The following is a 19,864-nucleotide window of genomic DNA, read 5'->3' as shown; positions in this document are numbered from 1 at the left end:
CGAAGCACCTCCGGAAGTTCCTTGACATCCGTATTGGTCTAGTCCATTTTGAGGTGATCTGGCTCACTGCCCCTGCGGAGGTCTGCCCGTGTCCCCACACCCGTCCCCCCGGCGGCTGCCCGCCCTGGTGTCCCTGCTGGCCTCGGTCGCGCTCGCGCTCGGAGTCACGCTGGCCCTCGGCACCACCAGCGCGTCGGCCGCGAACATCCTCGCCAACCCCGGCTTCGAGAGCGGCTCGCTCTCCGGCTGGACCTGCACCGGCACCTCGTCGGTCGTCTCGACCCAGGCACACGACGGCAGCCACTCGCTGAGCGCGGCGCCCTCCGGTTCCGACACCGGGCAGTGCTCCCAGCAGGTCACCGTGCAGCCCAACACCGCGTACAAGCTGTCCGCGTGGGTCCAGGGCAGCTACGTCTACCTCGGCGTCTCCGGTTCGGCCGTGCAGAACACCTGGACGCCCGGAGCGACCGGCTGGCAGCAGCTCAGCCTGAGCTTCACCACCGGCTCGTCCACGAGCCTCACGGTGTACCTGCACGGCTGGTACGGCCAGCCCGCCTACCTCGCCGACGACGTCAGCCTCGACGGCCCGGGCACCCCGCCCACGACCTCCACTTCGCCGACGACGCCCACGACCCCGACCACCCCGACCACGCCGCCGACGACCACCACGACCAGCACCCCGCCGCACAACGGCGACCTGCCGAAGCACATCCTCACCGGCTACTGGCAGAACTTCGACAACGGCGCGAAGACCCTGAAACTCGCTGACGTGCCCACGACGTACAACGTCATCGCGATCGCCTTCGCCGACGCCACCACGACGCCCGGCGCGGTGAGCTTCACGCTCGACCCGGCGTTGTCGTCGAAACTCGGCGGCTACACCGACGCGCAGTTCCGCGCGGACATCAAGACCGTGCAGGCGCGCGGCCAGAAGGTGATCATCTCGGTCGGCGGCGAGAAGGGCACGATCAGCGTCGGCGACAGCCAGTCGGCGAGCAACTTCGCCAACTCGGTGAAGCAGCTGATCTCGACCTACGGCTTCGACGGCGTCGACATCGACCTGGAGAACGGCATCAACGCCACCTACATGGGGCAGGCGCTGCGCAGCATCCACGACGGCGGCGGCTCGGTGATCACCATGGCGCCGCAGACGATCGACATGCAGTCCACCCAGGGCGGCTACTTCCAGCTGGCGCTGAACGTCAAGGACATCCTCACCGTCGTCAACATGCAGTACTACAACTCGGGCGCGATGAACGGCTGCAACGGGAACGTCTACTCCCAGGGCACCGTCGACTTCCTCACCGCGCTCTCGTGCATCCAGCTGCAGGGCGGACTGCGGGCCGACCAGGTCGCGTTCGGGCTCCCGTCGTCGGGCTCGGCGGCGGGCGGCGGGTACCAGTCGCCGTCGAACGTCGTGTCGGCGATGAACTGCATGGCCAAGGGCACCGGCTGCGCTTCGTTCAAGCCTTCGACGACCTACCCGGAGTTCCGCGGCGCGATGACCTGGTCCATCAACTGGGACGCGTCGAACGGCTACTCCTTCGCCACCACGGTCAGCGCGGGCCTGAAGAACCTGCCCTGATCGAACGCACCAGGTAGTCGGCCGGGTCGAGTGCCCTGGTCCGGCGGTCGTATTCGGTGACCAGCCCGGGCCAGTTGGTGCTCACCCGGCCGTTCTCCTGCCGGTACCAGCTGGTGCACCCGCTCCAGACGCTGTGCGAGAGCCGCGCCTGCACCTCGCGGTCGTAGCGCTCCTCGACCTCGGCGCGCACCTCCAGCGACGCCACGCCCGGCCGGGCGAGGTGCTCGACGGCCTGGCGGAGGTAACGGGCTTGCCGTTCGATCATGTAGATGATCGAACCCGCGCCGAGGTTGGTGTTGGGGCCGTAGACGCAGAACAGGTTCGGGAATCCCGGCACCGTCATGCCGAGGTACGCCCGCGCGCCGCCGCTCCACGCCTCGGCCAGCGACCGTCCGTCGCGGCCGAACACCTTCATCGGGCCGAGGAATTCCGTCGCCTTGAACCCGGTGCCGTAGATCAGCACGTCCGCCTCGTGCTCGACGCCGTCCGCGGTGCGCACGCCGCGCGGGGTGATCTCCTTGATCGAGGACGTTTCGACCGACACGTTCGGCTGGGCGAGCGCGGGCAGGTAGTCGTTGGTGAACAAGATCCGCTTGCAGCCCAGCGGATAGTCCGGCTTGACCTTGCGGCGCAGCGTGCGGTCCTTGAGATGACGGCGGCGCAGTTGAGCGGTGCGCAGTTCGAAGGCCTTGGTCAGCACCGGGTGCCGCGTCATGCCGTGCGTCGCGTACTCGGCGAGCAGGAAGATCCGCGCGCGGCCGAACAGCTGCGTCTTCGGCAGGCGGCGGAAAAGCCGCTTCTGCCAGGCTTTGTAGCGGCCGTCGTTCTTGGCCATGATGTAGGGCGGCGTGCGCTGGAAGACGGTGACGTGCGCGGCTTCCTTGCGGACCTCCGGCACGAACTGGATCGCGCTCGCGCCGGTGCCGATCACCGCGATCCGCTTGCCCGCCAACGGGATTTCGTGATTCCACTCCGCGGAGTGGAAGGCCGCTCCCGCGAAGGTTTCGCGGCCGGGGATCGACGGCAAGGCGGGCCGGGAAAGCTGGCCGACGGCGGGCACGAAGACGTCCGACTCGAAGGTTTCGCCCTGTGCGGTCTCGACGCGCCAGCGGCCGTCGTCGTAGGTCGCGGACGTGACCTCGCGGCCGTACCGGATGTGCGGTTCGATGCCGTATTTCGCGATCACGCGCTTGAGGTAGGCGTGGATGTCCGGCTGCATCGCGTACCGCTTCGGCCAGTCCGGATTGGGCTCGAAGGAGAACGAATACAGCGGCGACGGGATGTCGCAGGCCGCGCCGGGGTAGGTGTTCTCGCGCCACACGCCGCCCGGTTCGGCCGCCCGCTCGAGGATCGTGACGTTCGGGAAACCGGCGCGCTTCAGCTCGATCGCGGCGCCGATTCCGCCGAACCCGGTGCCGACTATCAGCACCGACGGGGTGTCGTCCATAGGCCGAAGTTACGCAGGCGGCCGCCGGTGCGGAAGGCACGAACGGCCACTCGATCGAGAATTCCGGCCAGCGGACGCGGCTACCCGGGCACGACCTGGACCTCGTGCGTCTTGCCTGGCTCGGCCCACGCGAGCAGCTTCCGCGCGGAGCTCTCCAGCGCGGCGATATCGCGTTTCGCGAGCCGTTCGAACGGGGTGAGGACCATCGTCGCCGACGCGCGGTTGGTGGTCGTCTCCCAGATTCCCCGGACCTGGCCGTCGACCAGCAGGGTGCCTTTGACCAGGCCGTTGATGGTGATCACGCGTTTGCGGTGCTCGTCGCTGATCATCCGCGTGCGGTCGGCGTAGGACAGCAGCGTCTGGTCGAACGGACCCAGCAGCCTCGTCGGCGCGGGCGTGTCCTCGTCGGGCAGCGTCGCGTCCGGCAGGTCGTAGAGCGTGCGTCCTTCGGGGTCGAGGTACGTGCGCAGGTCCATCTCCTCGACCACCTCGCCGAGCTTCGTGACGCCGGCCCAGGCCTGCACGTCAGCCACCGTCGCCGGACCGAACGCGGCGAGATAGCGGCGGACCAGTTCGGCGGCGGACTGCTCCGGCGCGTCGACGCCGTCGAGCCAGTGGTCCGCGACCTGGTAGGTGGGCTGCCCGGCCTTGCCCCACACGCCGCGTGGCGGGATCTGCACGAGCGGCAGGATGGCGCGGACCAGGAACATCAGCGACCCGGCCGGCGTCTCCGGATAGTGCTCGACCAGCGCTTTGCCGAGCTGATCGCTCGAATACGGCCGCTCGCGCAGCAGTTCGCTGGTCGTCTTCGCCACCGCGTCGTGGTCGAGTTTGGACAGCGGTTCCCGATGCTGGTTGGCCGCGGTCAGGGCGCGGTCCATGACGATCTGCACCAGCGGCCGCCACGCGAGCGCGTCCGCGGCCGGGACGAGGTGCACCGTGCCGCGCATCAGCACCATCCGCACCACGCTGCGGTCGAGCAGCAGGCTCGCGAGATCGTCCGGCTGGAAGTCCTGCAACCGGCACCACAGCGCGTAGTACGGCGGGAACGGCGCTTGCGCTTGCAGCCCGGCGAGGTGGGTGACGGCGTCGAGCACCGGCATCTTGGCGGGCTTCAGGAGCAGTTGCCGGTGGAGGGTGGCGCGGTTGAGGACGCGGTGGGAAAGGTGCACGGCGGGAGCTTAACGAGCAACCCGGACAGTTTTGGCCCTCGAACGCACGCGGGCGGGCGGTTGATCCATAATTCCGGCCATGGCCGAGCTAGCCGCACCCGCCATCCGCGACTGGGACTACCCGCGCGGCACGGCGAGTGTGCTGCTCATGCACCGCTTCGCCGAGGAACGCGGCGTCTCGCTGCCCGGAGTGCCGGTCGAGGAACTGCGCGCGCCGGATCGGCAGCTCGACGCGCGGCAGGAGCTGGCCGTCGTGCGGGCATTGCTGACCACGGTCGGCTCGGGGGACGACGTCGCGCTCAGCCTCGGCTGCCGGTACCGCGCGACGACGTTCGGCATCTTCGGTTTCGCCTGCATCAGCAGCCCGACGATGCGCGACGCGATGGTGTTCGCGTTGCGCTACCTGGATTTGTCCTTCACCTTCTGTATTCCGCACGTCGAGCTGGACGCCGCCGGACTCCGCCTGGTGCTGGACGATTCGCGGGTGCCGGACGACGTCGCCCGGTTCCTCGCGCTGCGCGACCTGTCCGCGATCTGCACCGTCATGCGGGACCTGCTGCCGGAGATCTCCTTGGAACGCCTGGAGTTCCGCTTCCCGTCGTCGTCCTTTGTGGACTCTTATCGGACGGCCTTCGGCGTCGCCCCGGTCTTCGGCGCGGCCGAACACCGGGTCACCCTCGATCCGGAGCTGCTGAACCTTCCGCTGCCGCAGGCCAACGAGCAAACCGTCGCCTTGTGCGCCGCGCAGTGCGACGCTCTCGTCGCCCGCCGCCGCACGCGCTCGGGCGTCCCGCAGCTGGTGCGCGAACGACTGGTGCGGCTCGGCGGCGCGGACGCCGGGATGGACGAGATCGCCCGTCAGCTCACCCTCAGCACGCGAACCCTGCGACGGCGGCTGACCGAGGCGGGTACCGGCTACCGGCAACTGCTGGACGAAGTCCGGCAGACGCTCGCGGAAGAAATGCTCGACACCGGCGTGCTGTCCGTCGACGACGTCGCCCTGCGCCTTGGCTACGCCGAAGCGTCGAGCTTCATCTACGCCTTCAAACGCTGGACCGGGACGACTCCGGCCGCGTACGCCCGCCGCAACCGTTAGTTCTTTTGCGCCAGTACCGCCGGATAGGTGACTTCCAGCAGCTGCACCAGCGATTCCACCAGGAACGCGCGCAGTTCGGCCCGCTCCAGCGTGCCGCGGACGAGCCATTCCCGGGACGCGGCGCGCAACATCCCGCCGTACGCGCGGATCATCGCCCGCAGCTGCGGATGCCCGTTCTCGGGCAGCTGGGCGGCGGCGAGCACGCGGTCGGCGGCGATCTCGTCCGCCTCGCGCATGATCCGCTCGACCTCCGGGTCGTGCGCCGCGTCGATCACGGTCAGCCAGGCGTCGCGGTTGCGTTCCACGACGTCGATCCACCGGTCGATGCCGACCTCGAGCCGCAGCCGGGGCGGGCCGTCCGGCAGCGCGTCGACGACCGGGGCGGGCACGATCGTCATCTGCCGCACCACTTCGAGGTACAGCTCGCGTTTGCCGCCGAAATAGTGGTTGATCAGCGGCCGGGCGACTCCCGCGGCGGCCGCGATGTCCGAAGTGGACACCGAGGAGTAGCTGCCGGCGCCGAAGCACCGCCGGGCCGCGGCGAGGATCTCGGCGCGGCGCTGCGCGGGGTCCAGCCGCCGCCGAGATCCGCTGTTCACCGGGCCAGCCTCGCCGCCGGGCGAGGTCGTTGTCAACACGCCTGCGAAGCGCCCCGCGGCGTCGGCGCCGGATGCCGTTACCCAACCGGAACAACCGGCCGGTAACTCCGGCCGCCCCGGGCGCGACCTTCAGCCGGGGGACGTGGGGCGAGCGGGAGCGGGCGATGGACGGCACGGACCAGCAGCCGCGGCCGTCCGGCCGATGGGTCGGGGTGCGGTTGCACTACCGGCATGTGCGGATGGACGACCGGCCGTGCGCGACCGGCTGCCCGGAGGACGAGCTGACGGTTTCGTATCCGGGGATACTGATAAGCAGCTACGACGACGGCGAACTGGTGGAGGAACGCTGGGTGCCGCTGGGAGCGGACCCGAGCGAGGACGACGACGAGGCCCTGATCGAACAGCTGCGCGCGGCGCTGTGGTGGCAGCTGGGCGAGACTCAGGCGGACAGCTGAAGCACGCCGACGGCCGTGCGGGGAACCCCGCACGGCCGTCGGCGAACTGTCCACAAGAGACGGACGGTGGCTCCGCCCTACGCTCCTGACCCGGTGACCGCCCGGTCGACCGCTTCCGTCTTCTCCCGCAGGTCCACGCCCCGGGTCTCCGGCAGCGTGAACACCACCAGCGCGCTGATCACCATCAGCACGATCCCGTAGACGATGAACAGCGACGGATGTCCGTTACCGGCGAACAGCGTCTGCAAGTACGGCGCCGTGCCGCCGAACGCCGCGACCGCGATCGAGTACGGGACTCCGACGCCGACCGCGCGGATGCGGGTCGGGAAGATTTCCGCGTAGACCGCCGGGCCGATGGAGGAGAACCCGGCCATGAAGATCAGCGCGATCGACATCGCCACGAACAGCTGCCACGCCTCGTGCCCGACCATCGCGTTCAGCGGGAAGCTCAGCACGAGCAGGCCCGCGATCGCGATGAACAGCACCGGCTTGCGGCCGATGCGGTCGGACACGATTCCCCACAGCGGCAAGGCGATCAGGAAGACCACGTTCGCGAACACGCCCGCCCACAGCGCGCCGGTCGGCGGGACGCCGCGCACGGTGATCGCGTACGACGGCGCGGCGACGGCCCACATGTAGTAGATGACCGTCGCGCCGACCGTCAGGCCGATGACCTGGGCGAGCAGCTTCGGGTTCTGCTTGATCGTCTGCCAGATCTGGCCCTTTTCCTTCCCCTCGTCCTTCTTCGCCGCCTGGAAGACCTCGGTCTCGCGCATGCGGAGCCGCACGTAGAGCGAGTAGATCCCGAAGACGCCGCCGAGGATGAACGGGATCCGCCAGCCGAAGGAGAGCATCTGCTCGTGGGTCAGCACGCCGGAAAGGACCGCGCCGAGCAGGGTGCCGACGAGGACGCCGCAGGTGCCGGAGAAGTAGATCAGGCTCGACCACAGTCCGCGGCGGGCCGGCGGCGCGACCTCGGCGATGTAGGTCTGCGCGGACGGCAGCTCGCCGCCGTGCGCGAGGCCCTGTGCCAGCCGTGCGACCACCAGGATCACCGACGCCCACACGCCGATTTGGCCGTACGTCGGGGAAAGGCCGATGACCAGGCTGCCCGCGGCGGCGATCGCGACGGTCAGCGCCATCGCCAGCTGGCGGCCCTTGCGGTCGGCGATCCAGCCGAACACCCAGCCGCCGATCGGCCGCGCGGCGAAGCCGACCGCGAATACCGCGAGCGTGCTCAGCAGAGCCGAAACGGCGCTGTGAGCGTTGAAGAACTGCGCGGCGAAGAACGACGCGAACGTGGCGTAGACGTTCCAGTCGAACCACTCCATCGCGTTGCCGGCGCCGAGCCCGAACAGGGTGCGGCGACGGTCTGGGACCACAGAAGTCATCGCAATGCTCCTTCGGCGAACCGGTCGAGACGGCGGACGGCGAGTTCGGCGTAGACGGTGGCGGCGCGGGACAGCACGGACGGGTCGAAATCGGCGTACGGGCTGTGGTTGTTGGGCGCGGTGTCCGGTTCGAGGCCCGGCATCAGCGCGCCGAGGCCGAGGAACGTGCCCGGCACCGCGGCGAGCACGCGGGAGAAGTCCTCGGAACCGGCGACCGGGTTGGGCAGATCGGTGTAGTACTGCTCGCCGATCGTCTCGCGGACGACCTCGGCGCCGAACGCCGTTTCGTCGACATCCGTTACGGTCACTGGATATTCGTTCTCGAACACGACGTCCGCGGTGACGCCGTTCGCCCGCGCGACACCGTCGATCGTCTCGCGGATCGTGGTGTCCAGCAGAGCGGCGGTGTCGTCGGAGAAGCAGCGGACGGTGGCCTCGAACTCGGCGGTCGCGGGGATGACGTTGCGCTTGGTGCCGCCGCGGATGACGCCGACGGTGAGCACCGCCGGGTCGAAGATGTCCAGGCGGCGCGTGATCATCGTCTGCAGTGCGGTGATCATCGCCGCGGCGGCGGAGATCGGGTCCTTGGCACGGTGCGGCATCGATCCGTGGCCGCCTTCGCCGTGCACGGTCACGAGCAGCTTGTGCGAGGCCGACATCAGCGTCCCGGGACGGCTCGCGAACTGGCCGCTGGGCAGCATCGACGAGAAGACGTGGAGCCCGTACGCGGCGTCGACGCGTCGGCCGGCGGCGTCGAGCACGCCTTCCTTCAGCATCACGCCCGCGCCGTCCCAGCCTTCTTCGCCGGGCTGGAACATCAGGACGACGTCGCCGTTGATCCGGTCGCGGTGCGTGTGGAGCAGCCGAGCCGCGCCGACCAGCGACGTGGTGTGCAAATCGTGGCCGCACGCGTGCATCGCGCCGTTGGTAGCGGCGAAATCGAGCCCGGTCGCTTCCTGGACCGGGAGCGCGTCCATGTCGGCGCGCAACAGGACCGTGCGCGGCTGAGCCGAATCCCGCGCGGAGCCTTCGCCGCGAAGCACCGCGGTCACCGACGTCGTGCCGGTTCCGGTGGAGATCTCCAGCCCGAGCCCGTCGAGCTCGCGCAGGACCCGTTCCTGGGTGCGCGGCAGGTCGAGGCCGATCTCGGGCTCGCGGTGCAGTTCCTGGCGCAGCCGCGCCAGGTCGTCCTGCTGGCTGCGGGCGTCTTCGTGGAGGTCCACCGGCTCGGCTCCTCTTCGTCGGGGAACGGCGTCTTGGTGGTCGAGTGTGCGAACTCACGCCTGATATCGCGTTAGAGTTGTCGGAATCGCTCGCGAACCGGCCCTCTGGAGAAGAAACAATGATCGACTCACTGGAGGAGGAAGACTTTTCGCTCATCCACGCACTGCAACTGCGCCCCCGCGCCACCTGGACGCAACTGGCCGCGGCACTCGACTCCTCCCCGGTGACGCTGGCCCGGCGCTGGGAACGCCTGCGCGACGGGGGAGCGGCGTGGGTGACGGCGTATCCGCACGTGCCCGGGCTGTACCAGGTGCAGGCCGCGTACGTGGAAATCCGCTGCGCGAGCGGCCAGGTACGCGAGCTGATCCGGGAGCTGGCGACGTGGCCTTCGGTGGCCAGCATCGAGGAGGCTTCGCGGGAATACAGCCTGGTGCTGACCGTTTTCGGCCTCGGCCTGCGCGACCTGTCCGCCTTGCTGCTGGACGCGATCCCCAGCCTGCCCGGCGTGCTCAACACCCGCTCGCACCTGGCGTCGCGACTGCATGTGGAGGGCAGTTCCTGGCGAGTAGGCGCGCTGGATCGGCGGCGCGTGCAGGCCCTGTCGCAACTACCGTCCATCGGCGGCGGGCGGATGGCCAAACTGCAGCCGTGGGAAGAGCCTTACGCGCCTTTGACTGTCGCCTTGGGCGAGGACGGCCGACGCAGCGCCGCGGATCTGGCGCGGATCACTGGCCGTCCGGTCTCGACCGTGCGCCGCCAGCTCGGACACCTGCTGAACGCCGATGCTTTGACGTTCCGCTGCGAGATCGCGCAGGGCTTGACGCCGTCGCCGATCGTCGTGAACTGGTGGTGCCAGGTGCCGGTGGCCCACGTGTCGACGTGCGTGGACCGGTTGCGCGCCAACCCGACCGTGCGGCAGATGGCGAGTTTGCCGGGACCGGCGAATCTTTTGGTGACCACGTGGATGCGGTCGATCGAGGAATCGATGCGGATGCAGGAACATCTGGAACAGGACCTCGCGCCGCTGTCGGTGGTGGACTCGGCGCTGATCCTGCGGACGGTCAAGCGAATGGGCTGGCTGCTGGACGATTTGGGACGCAGCACGGGGTTTGTGGTGACTATGCCTGCGCCTGCTCGGGAGGAGCGCTGAGCGAGCCGGTGAACTCCTTGAGGCGGACGTCGGTGTCGCGGAAATGACGGAGGAACTCGACGGCGTCGGAGAGCAGGACTCGGCCGGAGATGGTCAGCGCGGCCAGCTGGGGGATGCGGTGGCCAGATGCCAGGAGACGGGTGAGCTGGTCGGCGTCGAGGGTGAGTACGCGGAGGGCGGGTAGTTGGGCTAGTTGGTCGATCGCTGGGATGTCCAGGCCGCTGATGGCGAGCCGGGTGAGGTTCGGGAGGGTGGCCAGCGGGGTTAGATCGACGGGGTGGGTGAGGTCGCTGAGGGTGAGGTCCCACAGGGTCGGATGACCGGCGAGCGCCTTGAGGTCGGTCTGTTCGGCGGCGATGGTGAGGGATTCCAGGAGCGGCAGGTTCGTCACGGCCGGCACGACGCTCCGCATGCGATGGGCACCGAGTTCGCGCAGCCCGCCAAGCGGTTCGAGAGCGGCGAGATCGAGGTGGGCTCCATCGGTCAGATGACACGACTGGACCGCTTCCCGGTTCGCGGTGCCGAGTTCGGCGGCCAGGTCTGTTTTCGCGACATCGCGGATGAGAAGCACGTGGTTCTCGTAAGGGAAGTCGTGGAAGGCCGCCTGGATCTCGAGCCGGGGATCGCCTTCGCGGCGGGTGAACCGGCCAGCGCGAAGGGCGGCAACGACGTCGGCGATCATTGCCGCGACCGAGGGGGCGAGCAGCTGGGCGACCTCCTCGCCGTGTTCGATCACCTGCCCGGACCGGCCGCCTTCGGCGGGATCGAGATCGACCGCGATCCACTGGTCGCTGTGGTTGCCGCCGAAGGACACCCACCAGTCATTGCGCGAAACGCGTTTGATCCGTCCCGGCGGCGTCGCTTCGAACACCACGCCCGCGCTGTGCTGCGGTTCGTCCCAGGCGGCTCCGCGGTAGGCGCCGGGCAAGCTGAAGAGGTAGTCCTCGACCACCGTCTCGAGCGAGTCGTGCGCGTAGTAACCGAGCAGCCCGGTTTCGCCGGAGTCCCGGCCGATCAGCCGGTGGAGCGCTCGCAGGTCTTCTGGCAGCCGTACCTGGATCCTCGCCTCGACGGCGGCGATCTCTTCCTCGCTCCGGCCCGGCTCCCAGTCCGGTGCGTGGCCGGTGATCGCGGTGTATCGCTCGGCGAATTCCTCGACTAGTGCACGGACTTCGCTGAGCACCGCCGGGTCGGTCGGTGCCCCGGTCGGTTCGGTGCCCGCCGGTCGCGGCATGCCGGCGGCCGGGCGTCGTGGGCAACGGAAATCCGGGTCGAACACGCGCCGGGCCGGGGACAGGCGGTCGACGTCGGGGCTGGTCGTGCACCGGTAAGTGCCGTCGGAACGCAACCGCACCTCATACGCCGCCGGAGGATGGTCCGGCGGGTAGGCCCCGTACATAGCAGGGAGGAGATCGCGCCCGCTGGTGTGATCCGGTCCGTCAGTCCACGCTTCGACCGATCCCTCGCTGCCGGTCGAAATCTGCAGCACCGCCTCGGACCAGCCGTCGCCTGCCCAGCCGCGAAGCCGTTCTGCCAGAGTCCGCCCGATCTCCCCCAAGTCCACGAAATCAGCCTAGCGAGAAACGCCCATCAGCAGAGGGGATCAAGCACGCAACCCGTCAAACGCCATCTTGCACACCGCGTCCGCTAATTCCTCCGGAGAAGACCCCCGCCGCGGCCGGTACCACTCGATCAGCGAGTTCACCGTGCCGAACAGCAACCGCGCCGCGATCGCCGGGTCGATGTCCGGGCGGACATCCCCCTCCGCCTCGGCCTGCTTGACCAGATCCGTCACCAGATGATCGAACTCGCGCCGCCGCGCCAACGCCGCTCGCTCGGCCTTCGTATTGCCCCGCACCCGAAGCAGCAGCGTCACGAACGGCAGCCGGTCCGCCAGCACCAGCACGCTTCCGCGCACCAGGTGTTCCAGACGGTCGATCGCCCGTCCGTCGAGAGCTTCCGTCGATTCCGCGACCTCGAACAGTCCGTCCAAGGCCCGGCCCACCGCCAGCCGCAGCAGTTCTTCCTTGCTCGGCACGTGGTGATAGATCGCGGATTTCGTGATGCCGAGCTTGCGCGACAGGTCCTCCATGCTGGTCCCGTCGTAGCCGCGGTCGTTGAAAAGCTTGACCGCGACCTGGAGCAGCGACTCCAGGTCGTAGCCAGGCCGGCCGCGGCGGGCGGGGGCGGTCACGAGCGTTCGTCCAGCACGCGGCGCATTTTACCGAGCGAGCGCTCGAGGGTGTCCGGGTCCACGACTTCCACCGAAACGCTCACGCCGACGCCGTCCTTCACCCCGGCGGCCACCAGCGCGGCGGCAGCGTTCCGGGCTTCGGCGGTCGTCTCGGCGCGGGCTTCGACCCGCACCGTCAGGTGGTCCAGGCGGCCTCGCGTCGAGCGGACCAGCTGGAAGTGCGGGCTCAATCCCTCGGTGCGCAGCACGATTTCCTCGATCTGCGTCGGGAAAACGTTGACCCCGCGCAAAATGATCAGGTCGTCGCTGCGTCCGGTCACCTTCTCCATCCGGCGGAACGAGGGACGCGCGGTGCCGGGCAGCAGGCGGGTCAGGTCGCGGGTGCGGTAGCGGATGATCGGCAGCGCCTGCTTGGTCAGCGACGTGAACAGCAGTTCGCCGCGTTCGCCCTCGGGCAGCACCTGATCGGTGAACGGGTCGATCACCTCGGGGAAGAAGTGGTCCTCCCAGATGTGCAGGCCGTCCTTGGTTTCCGCGCATTCCTGCGCGACGCCGGGGCCCATTACCTCGGACAGGCCGTAGATGTCGACCGCGTCCAGCGCGAACCGTTCCTCGATCTCGGACCGCATCTGCTCGGTCCACGGCTCCGCGCCGAAAATGCCCACCTTCAGTGAACTGGCCCGCGGATCCACGCCCTGGCGCTCGAACTCGTCGAGCAGCGTCAGCATGTACGACGGCGTGATCATGATGATTTCCGGCTTGAAGTCCGTGATCAGCTGGACCTGCCGGGCGGTCATGCCGCCGGACGCCGGGATCACCGTGCAGCCGAGCTTTTCCGCGCCGTAGTGCGCGCCGAGCCCGCCGGTGAACAGGCCATAGCCGTACGCGACGTGCACCTTGTGCCCGGGCCGTCCGCCCGCGGCGTGGATCGAGCGCGCCATCACGGTGGCCCACGTGTCGAGGTCCTTCTCGGTGTAGCCGACGACGGTCGGCTTCCCGGTGGTGCCGCTCGACGCGTGCAGCCGGCGGATCTGGTCCTGCGGCACGGCGAACATCCCGAACGGGTAGCTCTCGCGCAGGTCGGCCTTGGTGGTGAAGGGGAACTTCGCCAGGTCGCCCAGTTCGCGGCAGTCGTCGGGGTGCACCCCGGCGTCGTCGAACTTCTTGCGGTACAGCGGGACGTTCTCGTACGCGTGCCGCAGGGTCCACTGCAGCCGTTCAAGCTGGAGTGCGGCCAGCTCGTCGGCGCTGACGTTTTCGGCGAGGGTGGGGGTCACTGTGCTTCCCGGGTCTTCTCGATGACGCGGCTGCGGCCGCGGAATTCGGCGACGACTTCGGGCCCGCCGGGGGTCTCCCGGTGCACCGTGACGTCGTAGATGCCGTTGCGGCCGTAGCGGGTGCGCTCGGCGGCCGTCGCGACGAGGTGGTCGCCCAGTTTTCCGGCGGCGACGAACGAGATCTCCGCGCCCGAGGCGACGGTGACCGGCCCGTGCGTGTTGCAGGCCAGGGCGAAAGCGGTGTCGGCGAGCAGGAACACGTAACCGCCGTGGGCGATGTCGTGCCCGTTGACCATCGTCTCGGTGACCTTCATCGTGGCCACCGCCCTGCCGTCGGCGGCCTCGACGAGTTCGATGCCGAGAGAGCGGGACGCCTCGTCGGTGTCGAACATGGCGTGCGCGGCGTTGCGGGTCACGAGCTAGCCCTCCGGGACGGTGACTTACTGACCGAATGGCCGGTAATCCCGGCTGGAGCCCAGTAAAGGCCGCGACTCCGGCGGTGTCAAGCAATGCGGGGGTTCCGATCAGCCGGGAGAACGGCTATCCTGCGAATTACTGAACGTCCGGTTGGTAATTCGGCGAGAGGGTCGGCATGGTTCTGCTCCGCAGCTACGTCTCCGGGGGATGGCACACGGCGCCGGGCGAGGGCGCCCCGCTGCACGACGCGGCGACCGGGGAGGAAGTGGCCCGGATTTCGTCGGAGGGGATCGACTTCGCCGCGGCGCTCGAGTACGGCCGCGAAGTCGGCGGTCCGGCGCTGCGGAAGTTGACGTTCCATCAGCGGGCCGCGCTGCTGAAGTCGCTCGCTTCGCACCTGCGCGAGCACCGCGAAGAGCTGTACGCGCTGTCGGCGCGCACGGGTGCGACGCTCGGCGACTCGAAGTTCGACATCGACGGCGGCATCGGCGTCCTGTTCAGCTACGGCTCGAAGGGCAAGCGCGAGCTGCCGAACGACACCGTGTACGTCGAGGGCGCGGTCGAGCCGCTGAGCCGCGGCGGCACGTTCGTCGCGCAGCACATCGCGACCCCGCTGCAGGGCGTCGCGATCCAGATCAACGCCTTCAACTTCCCGGTGTGGGGTCCGCTGGAGAAGTTCGCGCCCGCGTTCCTCGCCGGCGTGCCGAGCCTGATCAAGCCGGCCAGCCAGACCGCGTACCTGACCGCGCGGCTCGTGGAGCTGATCGTCGAGTCCGGCATCCTGCCCGAGGGCACGGTGCAGTTCGTCGCGGGCAGCGTCGGCGACCTGCTCGACCACGTCACCGCGCAGGACCTGGTGTCGTTCACCGGTTCCGCGTCCACCGCGCAGAAGCTGCGCGCGCACCCGGCGATCGTGCGGAACTCGGTGCGGTTCAACGCCGAGGCCGACTCGCTGAACTGCTCGATCCTCGCCCCGGACGCCCGGCCGTCGACGCCGGAGTTCGATCTGTTCGTCAAGCAGCTGACCACCGAGATGACGGTGAAGGCGGGCCAGAAGTGCACCGCGATCCGCCGCGCGTTCGTTCCGGCCGAGATGCTGGACGACGTCGCCGAAGCGGTCAGCGCCCGGCTCGCCAAGGTGACGGTCGGCAACCCGAACGCCGAGGGCGTCCGGATGGGTGCGCTGGCCAGCCTGGAGCAGCGTGAAGAAGTACGTCGTTCGCTGAAGGCCCTGCTCGACGCGGGCAGCATCGTCTTCGGCGACCCGGAGCACGTCGACGTCGTGGACGGTGACGAGGCGACCGGCGCGTTCATCTCGCCGATCCTGCTCAAGGCCGACCCGGAGCGCGCCGAGCCGCACGAGGTCGAGGCGTTCGGCCCGGTGTCCACGCTGATGCCGTACACGTCGGTCAAGCAGGTCATCGAGTTCGCCGCACGCGGCGGCGGCAGCCTGGCCGGGTCCGTCGTGACCGGCGACCCGGTGTTCGCTCGCGACATCGTGCTGGGCGTCGCGCCGTACCACGGCCGGCTGCTCGTGCTCGACAGCGAAGACGCGAAGGAATCCACCGGGCACGGTTCGCCGATGCCGCAGCTGGTGCACGGCGGCCCGGGCCGCGCGGGCGGCGGCGAGGAGATGGGCGGCATCCGCGGCGTGCTGCACCACATGCAGCGCACGGCCGTGCAGGCCAGCCCGAGGGTGCTCGGCGCCGTCACCGGCCGGTGGGTCGAGGGCGGTCCGCGCGTCGAAGGCGAGCACCCGTTCCGCAAGTCGCTGGCGGAGCTGAGCGTCGGCGACACCGTGGTGGCCGGTCCGCGCACCGTCACCCGCGCCGACATCGACCACTTCGCCGAGTTCACCGGCGACACCTTCTACGCGCACACCGACGAGGCGGCGGCCGCGGCGAACCCGCTGTTCGGCGGCATTGTGGCGCACGGCTACCTGGTCGTGTCGTTCGCGGCGGGCCTGTTCGTCTCGCCCGAGCCAGGTCCGGTGCTGGCCAACTACGGCCTGGAGAACCTGCGCTTCCTCACGCCCGTCAAGGAGGGGGACGCGCTGACGGTCACCCTGACGGCCAAGCAGATCACGCCGCGGATCGACCAGGAGTACGGCGAAGTCCGCTGGGACGCCGACGTCACCAATCAGGACGGCGACTCGGTCGCGAAGTACGACGTGCTCACCCTCGTCTCGAAGGAGCAGCCGTGACCGCTGTGGCAGAGCCGGAACTGGAAGCCTTGTTCGAGCACACCATCGAACGGGACCAGCGCATCGAACCGCGTGACTGGATTCCCGAGGGCTACCGCAAGACGATGATCCGCCAGATCGCGCAGCACGCGCATTCGGAGATCATCGGCATGCAGCCCGAGGGCAACTGGATCACCCGCGCGCCTTCGTTGCGGCGCAAGGCGATCCTGCTCGCGAAGGTGCAGGACGAAGCGGGCCACGGGCTGTACTTGTACTCCGCGGCAGCGACGCTCGGCGCGGACCGCGCGGACCTCACCGACAAGCTCATCACCGGCAGGCAGAAGTACTCGTCGATCTTCAACTACCCGACGCTGACCTTCGCCGACGTCGGCGTGATCGGCTGGCTGGTGGACGGCGCGGCGATCTGCAATCAGGTGCCGCTGTGCCGGTCGTCGTACGGGCCCTACGCGCGGGCGATGATCCGCATCTGCAAGGAGGAGTCCTTCCACCAGCGGCAGGGCTACGAGCTGCTGATGACCATGATGAAGGGCACCCAGCAGCAGCGGGACATGGTGCAGGAGGCGGTGAACCGCTGGTGGTGGCCGTCGCTGATGATGTTCGGACCGCCGGACGCGGATTCGCCGAACACCGCGCAGTCGATGGCGTGGAAGATCAAGCGGCACACCAACGACGAGCTGCGGCAGCGGTTTGTCGACATGTCCGTGCCGCAGGCCGAGGCGCTCGGCGTGACGTTCCCGGACCCGGAGCTCAAGTGGAACGCCGACCGGGAACACTACGACTTCGGCGCGGTCGACTGGGACGAGTTCAAGAACGTGCTCAAGGGCAACGGCCCGTGCAACGCGGAGCGGATCGCGCACCGCAAGCGCGCACACGACGAAGGCGCCTGGGTCCGGGAGGCCGCGGCTGCGCACGCGGCCAAGAAAGAGGTTTCGGCATGAAGCACGACTGGCCGCTGTACGAGGTTTTCGTCCGCGGGAAGCGGGGACTGAACCACGTCCACGTGGGTTCGCTGCACGCGGCGGACGACGAGATGGCGTTGCACCACGCGCGCGATCTCTACACGCGCCGCAACGAGGGAGTGTCCATCTGGGTCGTTCGCGCCTCGGACATCACCGCGTCGTCGCCGGACGAGAAGGACCCGTTCTTCGCGCCCAGCGGGGACAAGGTGTACCGGCACCCGACGTTCTACGACATTCCCGACAACGTTCCCCACATGTGAGGTCTGGGATGTCTTTCGACAACGTCTACGAAGCGATCACCGAGGACAACGACGCCCGGTGGGCCTTCGGCACCGGGTTCGCCGATCCGCTGTCCGGAGTGGACACCTCCGTTCCGTCCGGAGTGGACGGTGCGCAGCTCGCCGCCTATTGCTTGATGCTGGGCGACGACGCGTTGATCTTCTCGCACCGGTTGCAGGAGTGGGTCGCGAGCGCGCCGGAGCTGGAGGACGAGGTCGCGATCGCGAACATCGGCCTCGACCTGCTCGGCCAGGCGCGGTTGCTGCTGGCTCGTTCCGGCAAGGCGGACGGCACGGACCGGTCCGAGGACACGTTCGCGTTCTTGCGCGCGGAGAACGAGTTCCGGAACGTCCGGCTGGCCGAGCTGGGCGGCGGGCACTTCGGGCACCTGATCGCGCAGCTGTTCGTGTTCTCGACTTGGCGGCTCGCGTTGTTCCAGCGGCTGGAGTCCAGTGTGGACCCGGTACTGGCGGCTATCGCGGCCAAGGGCGTGAAGGAATTGGCCTACCACCGGGACTACGCCGCGCAGTGGCTGGTGCGGCTGGGCGACGGGACGCCGTTGTCGCACGAGCGGATGGCCGAGGGGCTGGCCGCGGTGTGGCCGTATGTCGAGGAGCTGTTCTCGACGCATCCGTCCGAGATGGTCGACGCGGCTTCGCTGCGGCCGGAGTTCGACGCTGTGCTGGATCAGGCGTTGGCGGCGGCCACGTTGGAACGGCCGGAGGTCGGCGCTATCGCCGGGGTTTCCGGGCGGATGGGACGCGACGGCGTGCATACCGAGCAGATGGGTTTCCTGCTGGCCGAGCTGCAGAGTGTGGCTCGGGCGATGCCTGGAGCGACGTGGTGACCGCGGTCGCCGTGGCTTCGACGGTCACTGATCCGGAGCTGCCGATGCTGACGCTCGCGGATCTGGGTGTGCTGCGTGAAGTGTCCGAAGAGGACGGTCGGGTGACGGTGTCTATTACGCCGACCTACACCGGTTGTCCGGCGATGGACACGATGCGGGACGACCTGGAGCACGCGTTGCGGGGCGCCGGGTACACCTCGGTTGAGATCCGTACGGTGCTGGAACCGGCTTGGACGTCGGATTGGATCAGCGCGGACGGGCGGCGGAAGCTGGCGGAGGCCGGGATCGCGCCGCCGGGGTCCGCGCCGCGGCGGGCTGCCGGGCCGATTCCGTTGACGTTGGGGCCTTCGGTGCGGCGGGTGGCTTGTCCGCATTGCGGGTCGATGGATACGGAGGAGCAGTCCCGGTTCAGCGCGACTGCGTGCAAAGCGTTGCGGCGGTGCCGGTCTTGCTGGGAGCCGTTCGAACACGTCAAGGAGATTTGAGTGACTGCCACCGTTTCCCGCCGTGCCGGGTTCCATCCGTTGCGGGTGGCTGAGGTCGAGCGGCTTTGTGACGACGCCGTGGCCGTGACGTTCGACGTGCCGGAGGAGTTGGCTTCGGTCTACGCGTTCGCGCCTGGGCAGTCGCTGACCTTGCGGCGTCTTGTCGACGGGCGGGACGAGCGGCGGTCGTATTCGATTTGCGCTCCGGCGGGGGAGCGGCCTCGGGTCGGGGTGCGGTTGGTGCCGGACGGGGTGTTCTCGTCGTGGCTGGTCAATGAGGTTCGTGCCGGGGATACGGTCGAGGTCTCCGCGCCGACTGGGTCGTTCACGCCGGATCTCGCTGCTGGCGGGCATCATGTGCTGATCGCTGCCGGGTCCGGGATTACGCCGGTGTTGTCGATTGCGGCCTCACTGCTGGCTACGCCGGACGCTTCGGTGACTGTGCTTTATGGGAATCGGCGTACTGACACGGTGATGTTCGCGGACGATCTGGCTGATTTGAAGGATCGCTACCCGGCTCGGCTGGAACTTGTGCATGTGTTGTCCCGGGAGCCGCGTGAGGCTGAATTGTTCACCGGGCGGCTGGATGCGGACAAGCTGCGTGCGCTGTTCGAATCGATTGTGCCGGTTGAGGATGTGGACCATTTCTGGCTGTGCGGGCCGTTCGGGATGGTGACCTCGGCGCAGGATCTGCTTGGGTCGCTGGGGGTTCCTGAGGAGCGGATTCATCAGGAACTGTTCTATGTGGACGATGTGCCGCCGGAGCCGGTCAAGCATGTCGACCCTGCTGTTGCCGGGGCTTCGTCCGAGGTGACGTTGGTGCTGGACGGTCGGTCCACGACGATGAATCTGCCCCGGGAATCGTCGGTGCTGGACGGGGCGCAGCGGTTTCGGCCGGATTTGCCGTTTGCTTGCAAGGGCGGGGTTTGCGGGACCTGCCGGGCTCGGGTGACCGAGGGGGCGGTGGACATGCGGCGGAATTTCGCGTTGGAGAAGGCTGAGGTGGAGGCTGGGTTTGTGCTGACTTGTCAGTCTCATCCGGTTTCTGAGCGGGTTACTGTTGATTTTGATGCTTGAGGTTCGT

19 protein-coding genes are annotated in these 19,864 nt (G+C 68.7%); 10 read left to right on the top strand and 9 right to left on the bottom strand.

Features of this window, described 5'->3' with window-relative positions:
• Positions 1 to 88: 88 nt before the first annotated feature.
• On the top strand, positions 89 to 1,585 hold the full coding sequence (locus FKO37_RS41905; protein ID WP_205669931.1) for a chitinase: 1,497 nt from the start codon (positions 89 to 91) through the stop codon (positions 1,583 to 1,585).
• Here FKO37_RS41905 and FKO37_RS41900 read toward each other — a convergent pair.
• Together FKO37_RS41900 and FKO37_RS41895 are read right to left on the bottom strand one after the other, a co-directional pair.
• Positions 1,557 to 3,032: an NAD(P)/FAD-dependent oxidoreductase gene (locus tag FKO37_RS41900; RefSeq protein ID WP_238607958.1), complete on the bottom strand. Its 1,476-nt coding sequence runs from the start codon at positions 3,030 to 3,032 to the stop codon at positions 1,557 to 1,559. The two genes, FKO37_RS41905 and FKO37_RS41900, sit on opposite strands and share 29 nt — an antisense overlap.
• Positions 3,033 to 3,112: 80 nt before the next feature.
• Positions 3,113 to 4,204 (bottom strand): winged helix DNA-binding domain-containing protein, encoded by a 1,092-nt coding sequence (locus FKO37_RS41895; protein ID WP_238607957.1) that lies wholly within the window; start codon positions 4,202 to 4,204, stop codon positions 3,113 to 3,115.
• 79 nt (positions 4,205 to 4,283) lie between these two features.
• Here FKO37_RS41895 and FKO37_RS41890 point away from each other — a divergent pair, with 79 nt between their 5' ends.
• Entirely contained in the window at positions 4,284 to 5,300 is a 1,017-nt protein-coding gene (locus tag FKO37_RS41890; RefSeq protein WP_238607956.1) for an AraC family transcriptional regulator, read from the top strand.
• On the opposite strand, the gene FKO37_RS41885 is transcribed toward FKO37_RS41890, so the two are convergent.
• A complete protein-coding gene (locus tag FKO37_RS41885; RefSeq protein ID WP_200864558.1) occupies positions 5,297 to 5,899 on the bottom strand; it encodes a TetR/AcrR family transcriptional regulator in 603 nt (200 codons plus the stop codon). The two genes, FKO37_RS41890 and FKO37_RS41885, sit on opposite strands and share 4 nt — an antisense overlap.
• Positions 5,900 to 6,063: 164 nt before the next feature.
• Between FKO37_RS41885 and FKO37_RS41880 the strand changes: the two genes are divergently transcribed.
• Positions 6,064 to 6,354: a hypothetical protein gene (locus tag FKO37_RS41880; protein WP_037811929.1), complete on the top strand. Its 291-nt coding sequence runs from the start codon at positions 6,064 to 6,066 to the stop codon at positions 6,352 to 6,354.
• A 77-nt stretch (positions 6,355 to 6,431) separates the two neighbouring features.
• Here the strand turns inward: FKO37_RS41880 and FKO37_RS41875 are convergent, their stop codons facing one another.
• Together FKO37_RS41875 and FKO37_RS41870 are read right to left on the bottom strand one after the other, a co-directional pair.
• Positions 6,432 to 7,745 (bottom strand): MFS transporter, encoded by a 1,314-nt coding sequence (locus FKO37_RS41875; RefSeq protein ID WP_238607955.1) that lies wholly within the window; start codon positions 7,743 to 7,745, stop codon positions 6,432 to 6,434.
• Positions 7,742 to 8,968: a M20 family metallopeptidase gene (locus FKO37_RS41870; RefSeq protein ID WP_238607954.1), complete on the bottom strand. Its 1,227-nt coding sequence runs from the start codon at positions 8,966 to 8,968 to the stop codon at positions 7,742 to 7,744. Before FKO37_RS41870 ends, FKO37_RS41875 begins: the two co-directional genes overlap by 4 nt.
• Before the next feature lie 119 nt (positions 8,969 to 9,087).
• On the opposite strand from FKO37_RS41870, the gene FKO37_RS41865 reads away from it, so the two are divergent.
• Positions 9,088 to 10,119 (top strand): Lrp/AsnC family transcriptional regulator, encoded by a 1,032-nt coding sequence (locus FKO37_RS41865; RefSeq protein ID WP_134663200.1) that lies wholly within the window; start codon positions 9,088 to 9,090, stop codon positions 10,117 to 10,119.
• Here FKO37_RS41865 and FKO37_RS41860 read toward each other — a convergent pair.
• From FKO37_RS41860 to paaI, 4 genes are read right to left on the bottom strand one after another with little or no spacing between them, the layout of a single operon-like run.
• A complete protein-coding gene (locus FKO37_RS41860; RefSeq protein ID WP_238607953.1) occupies positions 10,088 to 11,683 on the bottom strand; it encodes an SMI1/KNR4 family protein in 1,596 nt (531 codons plus the stop codon). The two genes, FKO37_RS41865 and FKO37_RS41860, sit on opposite strands and share 32 nt — an antisense overlap.
• 39 nt (positions 11,684 to 11,722) lie before the next feature.
• Positions 11,723 to 12,313, bottom strand: coding sequence for a TetR/AcrR family transcriptional regulator (locus FKO37_RS41855; RefSeq protein WP_037811921.1), 591 nt, complete (start codon positions 12,311 to 12,313; stop codon positions 11,723 to 11,725).
• Positions 12,310 to 13,590: a phenylacetate--CoA ligase PaaK gene (paaK, locus tag FKO37_RS41850; protein ID WP_037811920.1), complete on the bottom strand. Its 1,281-nt coding sequence runs from the start codon at positions 13,588 to 13,590 to the stop codon at positions 12,310 to 12,312. Before paaK ends, FKO37_RS41855 begins: the two co-directional genes overlap by 4 nt.
• Complete coding sequence (paaI, locus tag FKO37_RS41845) at positions 13,587 to 13,982, bottom strand: hydroxyphenylacetyl-CoA thioesterase PaaI (protein WP_037812143.1); 396 nt, start codon at positions 13,980 to 13,982, stop codon at positions 13,587 to 13,589. The genes paaK and paaI overlap by 4 nt, the downstream gene beginning before the upstream one ends.
• 200 nt (positions 13,983 to 14,182) lie before the next feature.
• Here paaI and paaZ point away from each other — a divergent pair, with 200 nt between their 5' ends.
• From paaZ to paaE, 6 genes are read left to right on the top strand one after another with little or no spacing between them, the layout of a single operon-like run.
• A complete protein-coding gene (paaZ, locus tag FKO37_RS41840) occupies positions 14,183 to 16,210 on the top strand; it encodes a phenylacetic acid degradation bifunctional protein PaaZ (RefSeq protein ID WP_238607952.1) in 2,028 nt (675 codons plus the stop codon).
• On the top strand, positions 16,207 to 17,148 hold the full coding sequence (gene paaA, locus FKO37_RS41835) for a 1,2-phenylacetyl-CoA epoxidase subunit PaaA (protein ID WP_037811918.1): 942 nt from the start codon (positions 16,207 to 16,209) through the stop codon (positions 17,146 to 17,148). Before paaZ ends, paaA begins: the two co-directional genes overlap by 4 nt.
• Positions 17,145 to 17,429 carry a 1,2-phenylacetyl-CoA epoxidase subunit PaaB gene (paaB, locus tag FKO37_RS41830; RefSeq protein ID WP_009073848.1) on the top strand — a complete coding sequence of 95 codons (285 nt, stop codon included), beginning with the start codon at positions 17,145 to 17,147 and terminating at the stop codon, positions 17,427 to 17,429. Before paaA ends, paaB begins: the two co-directional genes overlap by 4 nt.
• Positions 17,430 to 17,437: 8 nt before the next feature.
• Positions 17,438 to 18,295 (top strand): 1,2-phenylacetyl-CoA epoxidase subunit PaaC, encoded by an 858-nt coding sequence (gene paaC, locus FKO37_RS41825; protein WP_037811916.1) that lies wholly within the window; start codon positions 17,438 to 17,440, stop codon positions 18,293 to 18,295.
• The gene (gene paaD, locus FKO37_RS41820) at positions 18,289 to 18,780 is read left to right on the top strand and encodes a 1,2-phenylacetyl-CoA epoxidase subunit PaaD (RefSeq protein ID WP_037811915.1); all 492 of its coding nucleotides are present in this window, start codon (positions 18,289 to 18,291) and stop codon (positions 18,778 to 18,780) included. The genes paaC and paaD overlap by 7 nt, the downstream gene beginning before the upstream one ends.
• Entirely contained in the window at positions 18,781 to 19,857 is a 1,077-nt protein-coding gene (gene paaE / locus FKO37_RS41815; RefSeq protein WP_134727790.1) for a 1,2-phenylacetyl-CoA epoxidase subunit PaaE, read from the top strand. It abuts the gene before it with no gap.
• Positions 19,858 to 19,864 lie beyond the last annotated feature (7 nt).

The sequence above is a fragment of the Amycolatopsis sp. Poz14 genome, from assembly GCF_006704225.1.
In the GTDB taxonomy this organism is placed as follows: Bacteria; Actinomycetota; Actinomycetes; order Mycobacteriales; family Pseudonocardiaceae; genus Amycolatopsis; species Amycolatopsis nivea.
The sequence above is the reverse complement of the archived record's forward strand: the minus strand, read 5'-3'. Positions and strand labels throughout refer to the sequence as shown.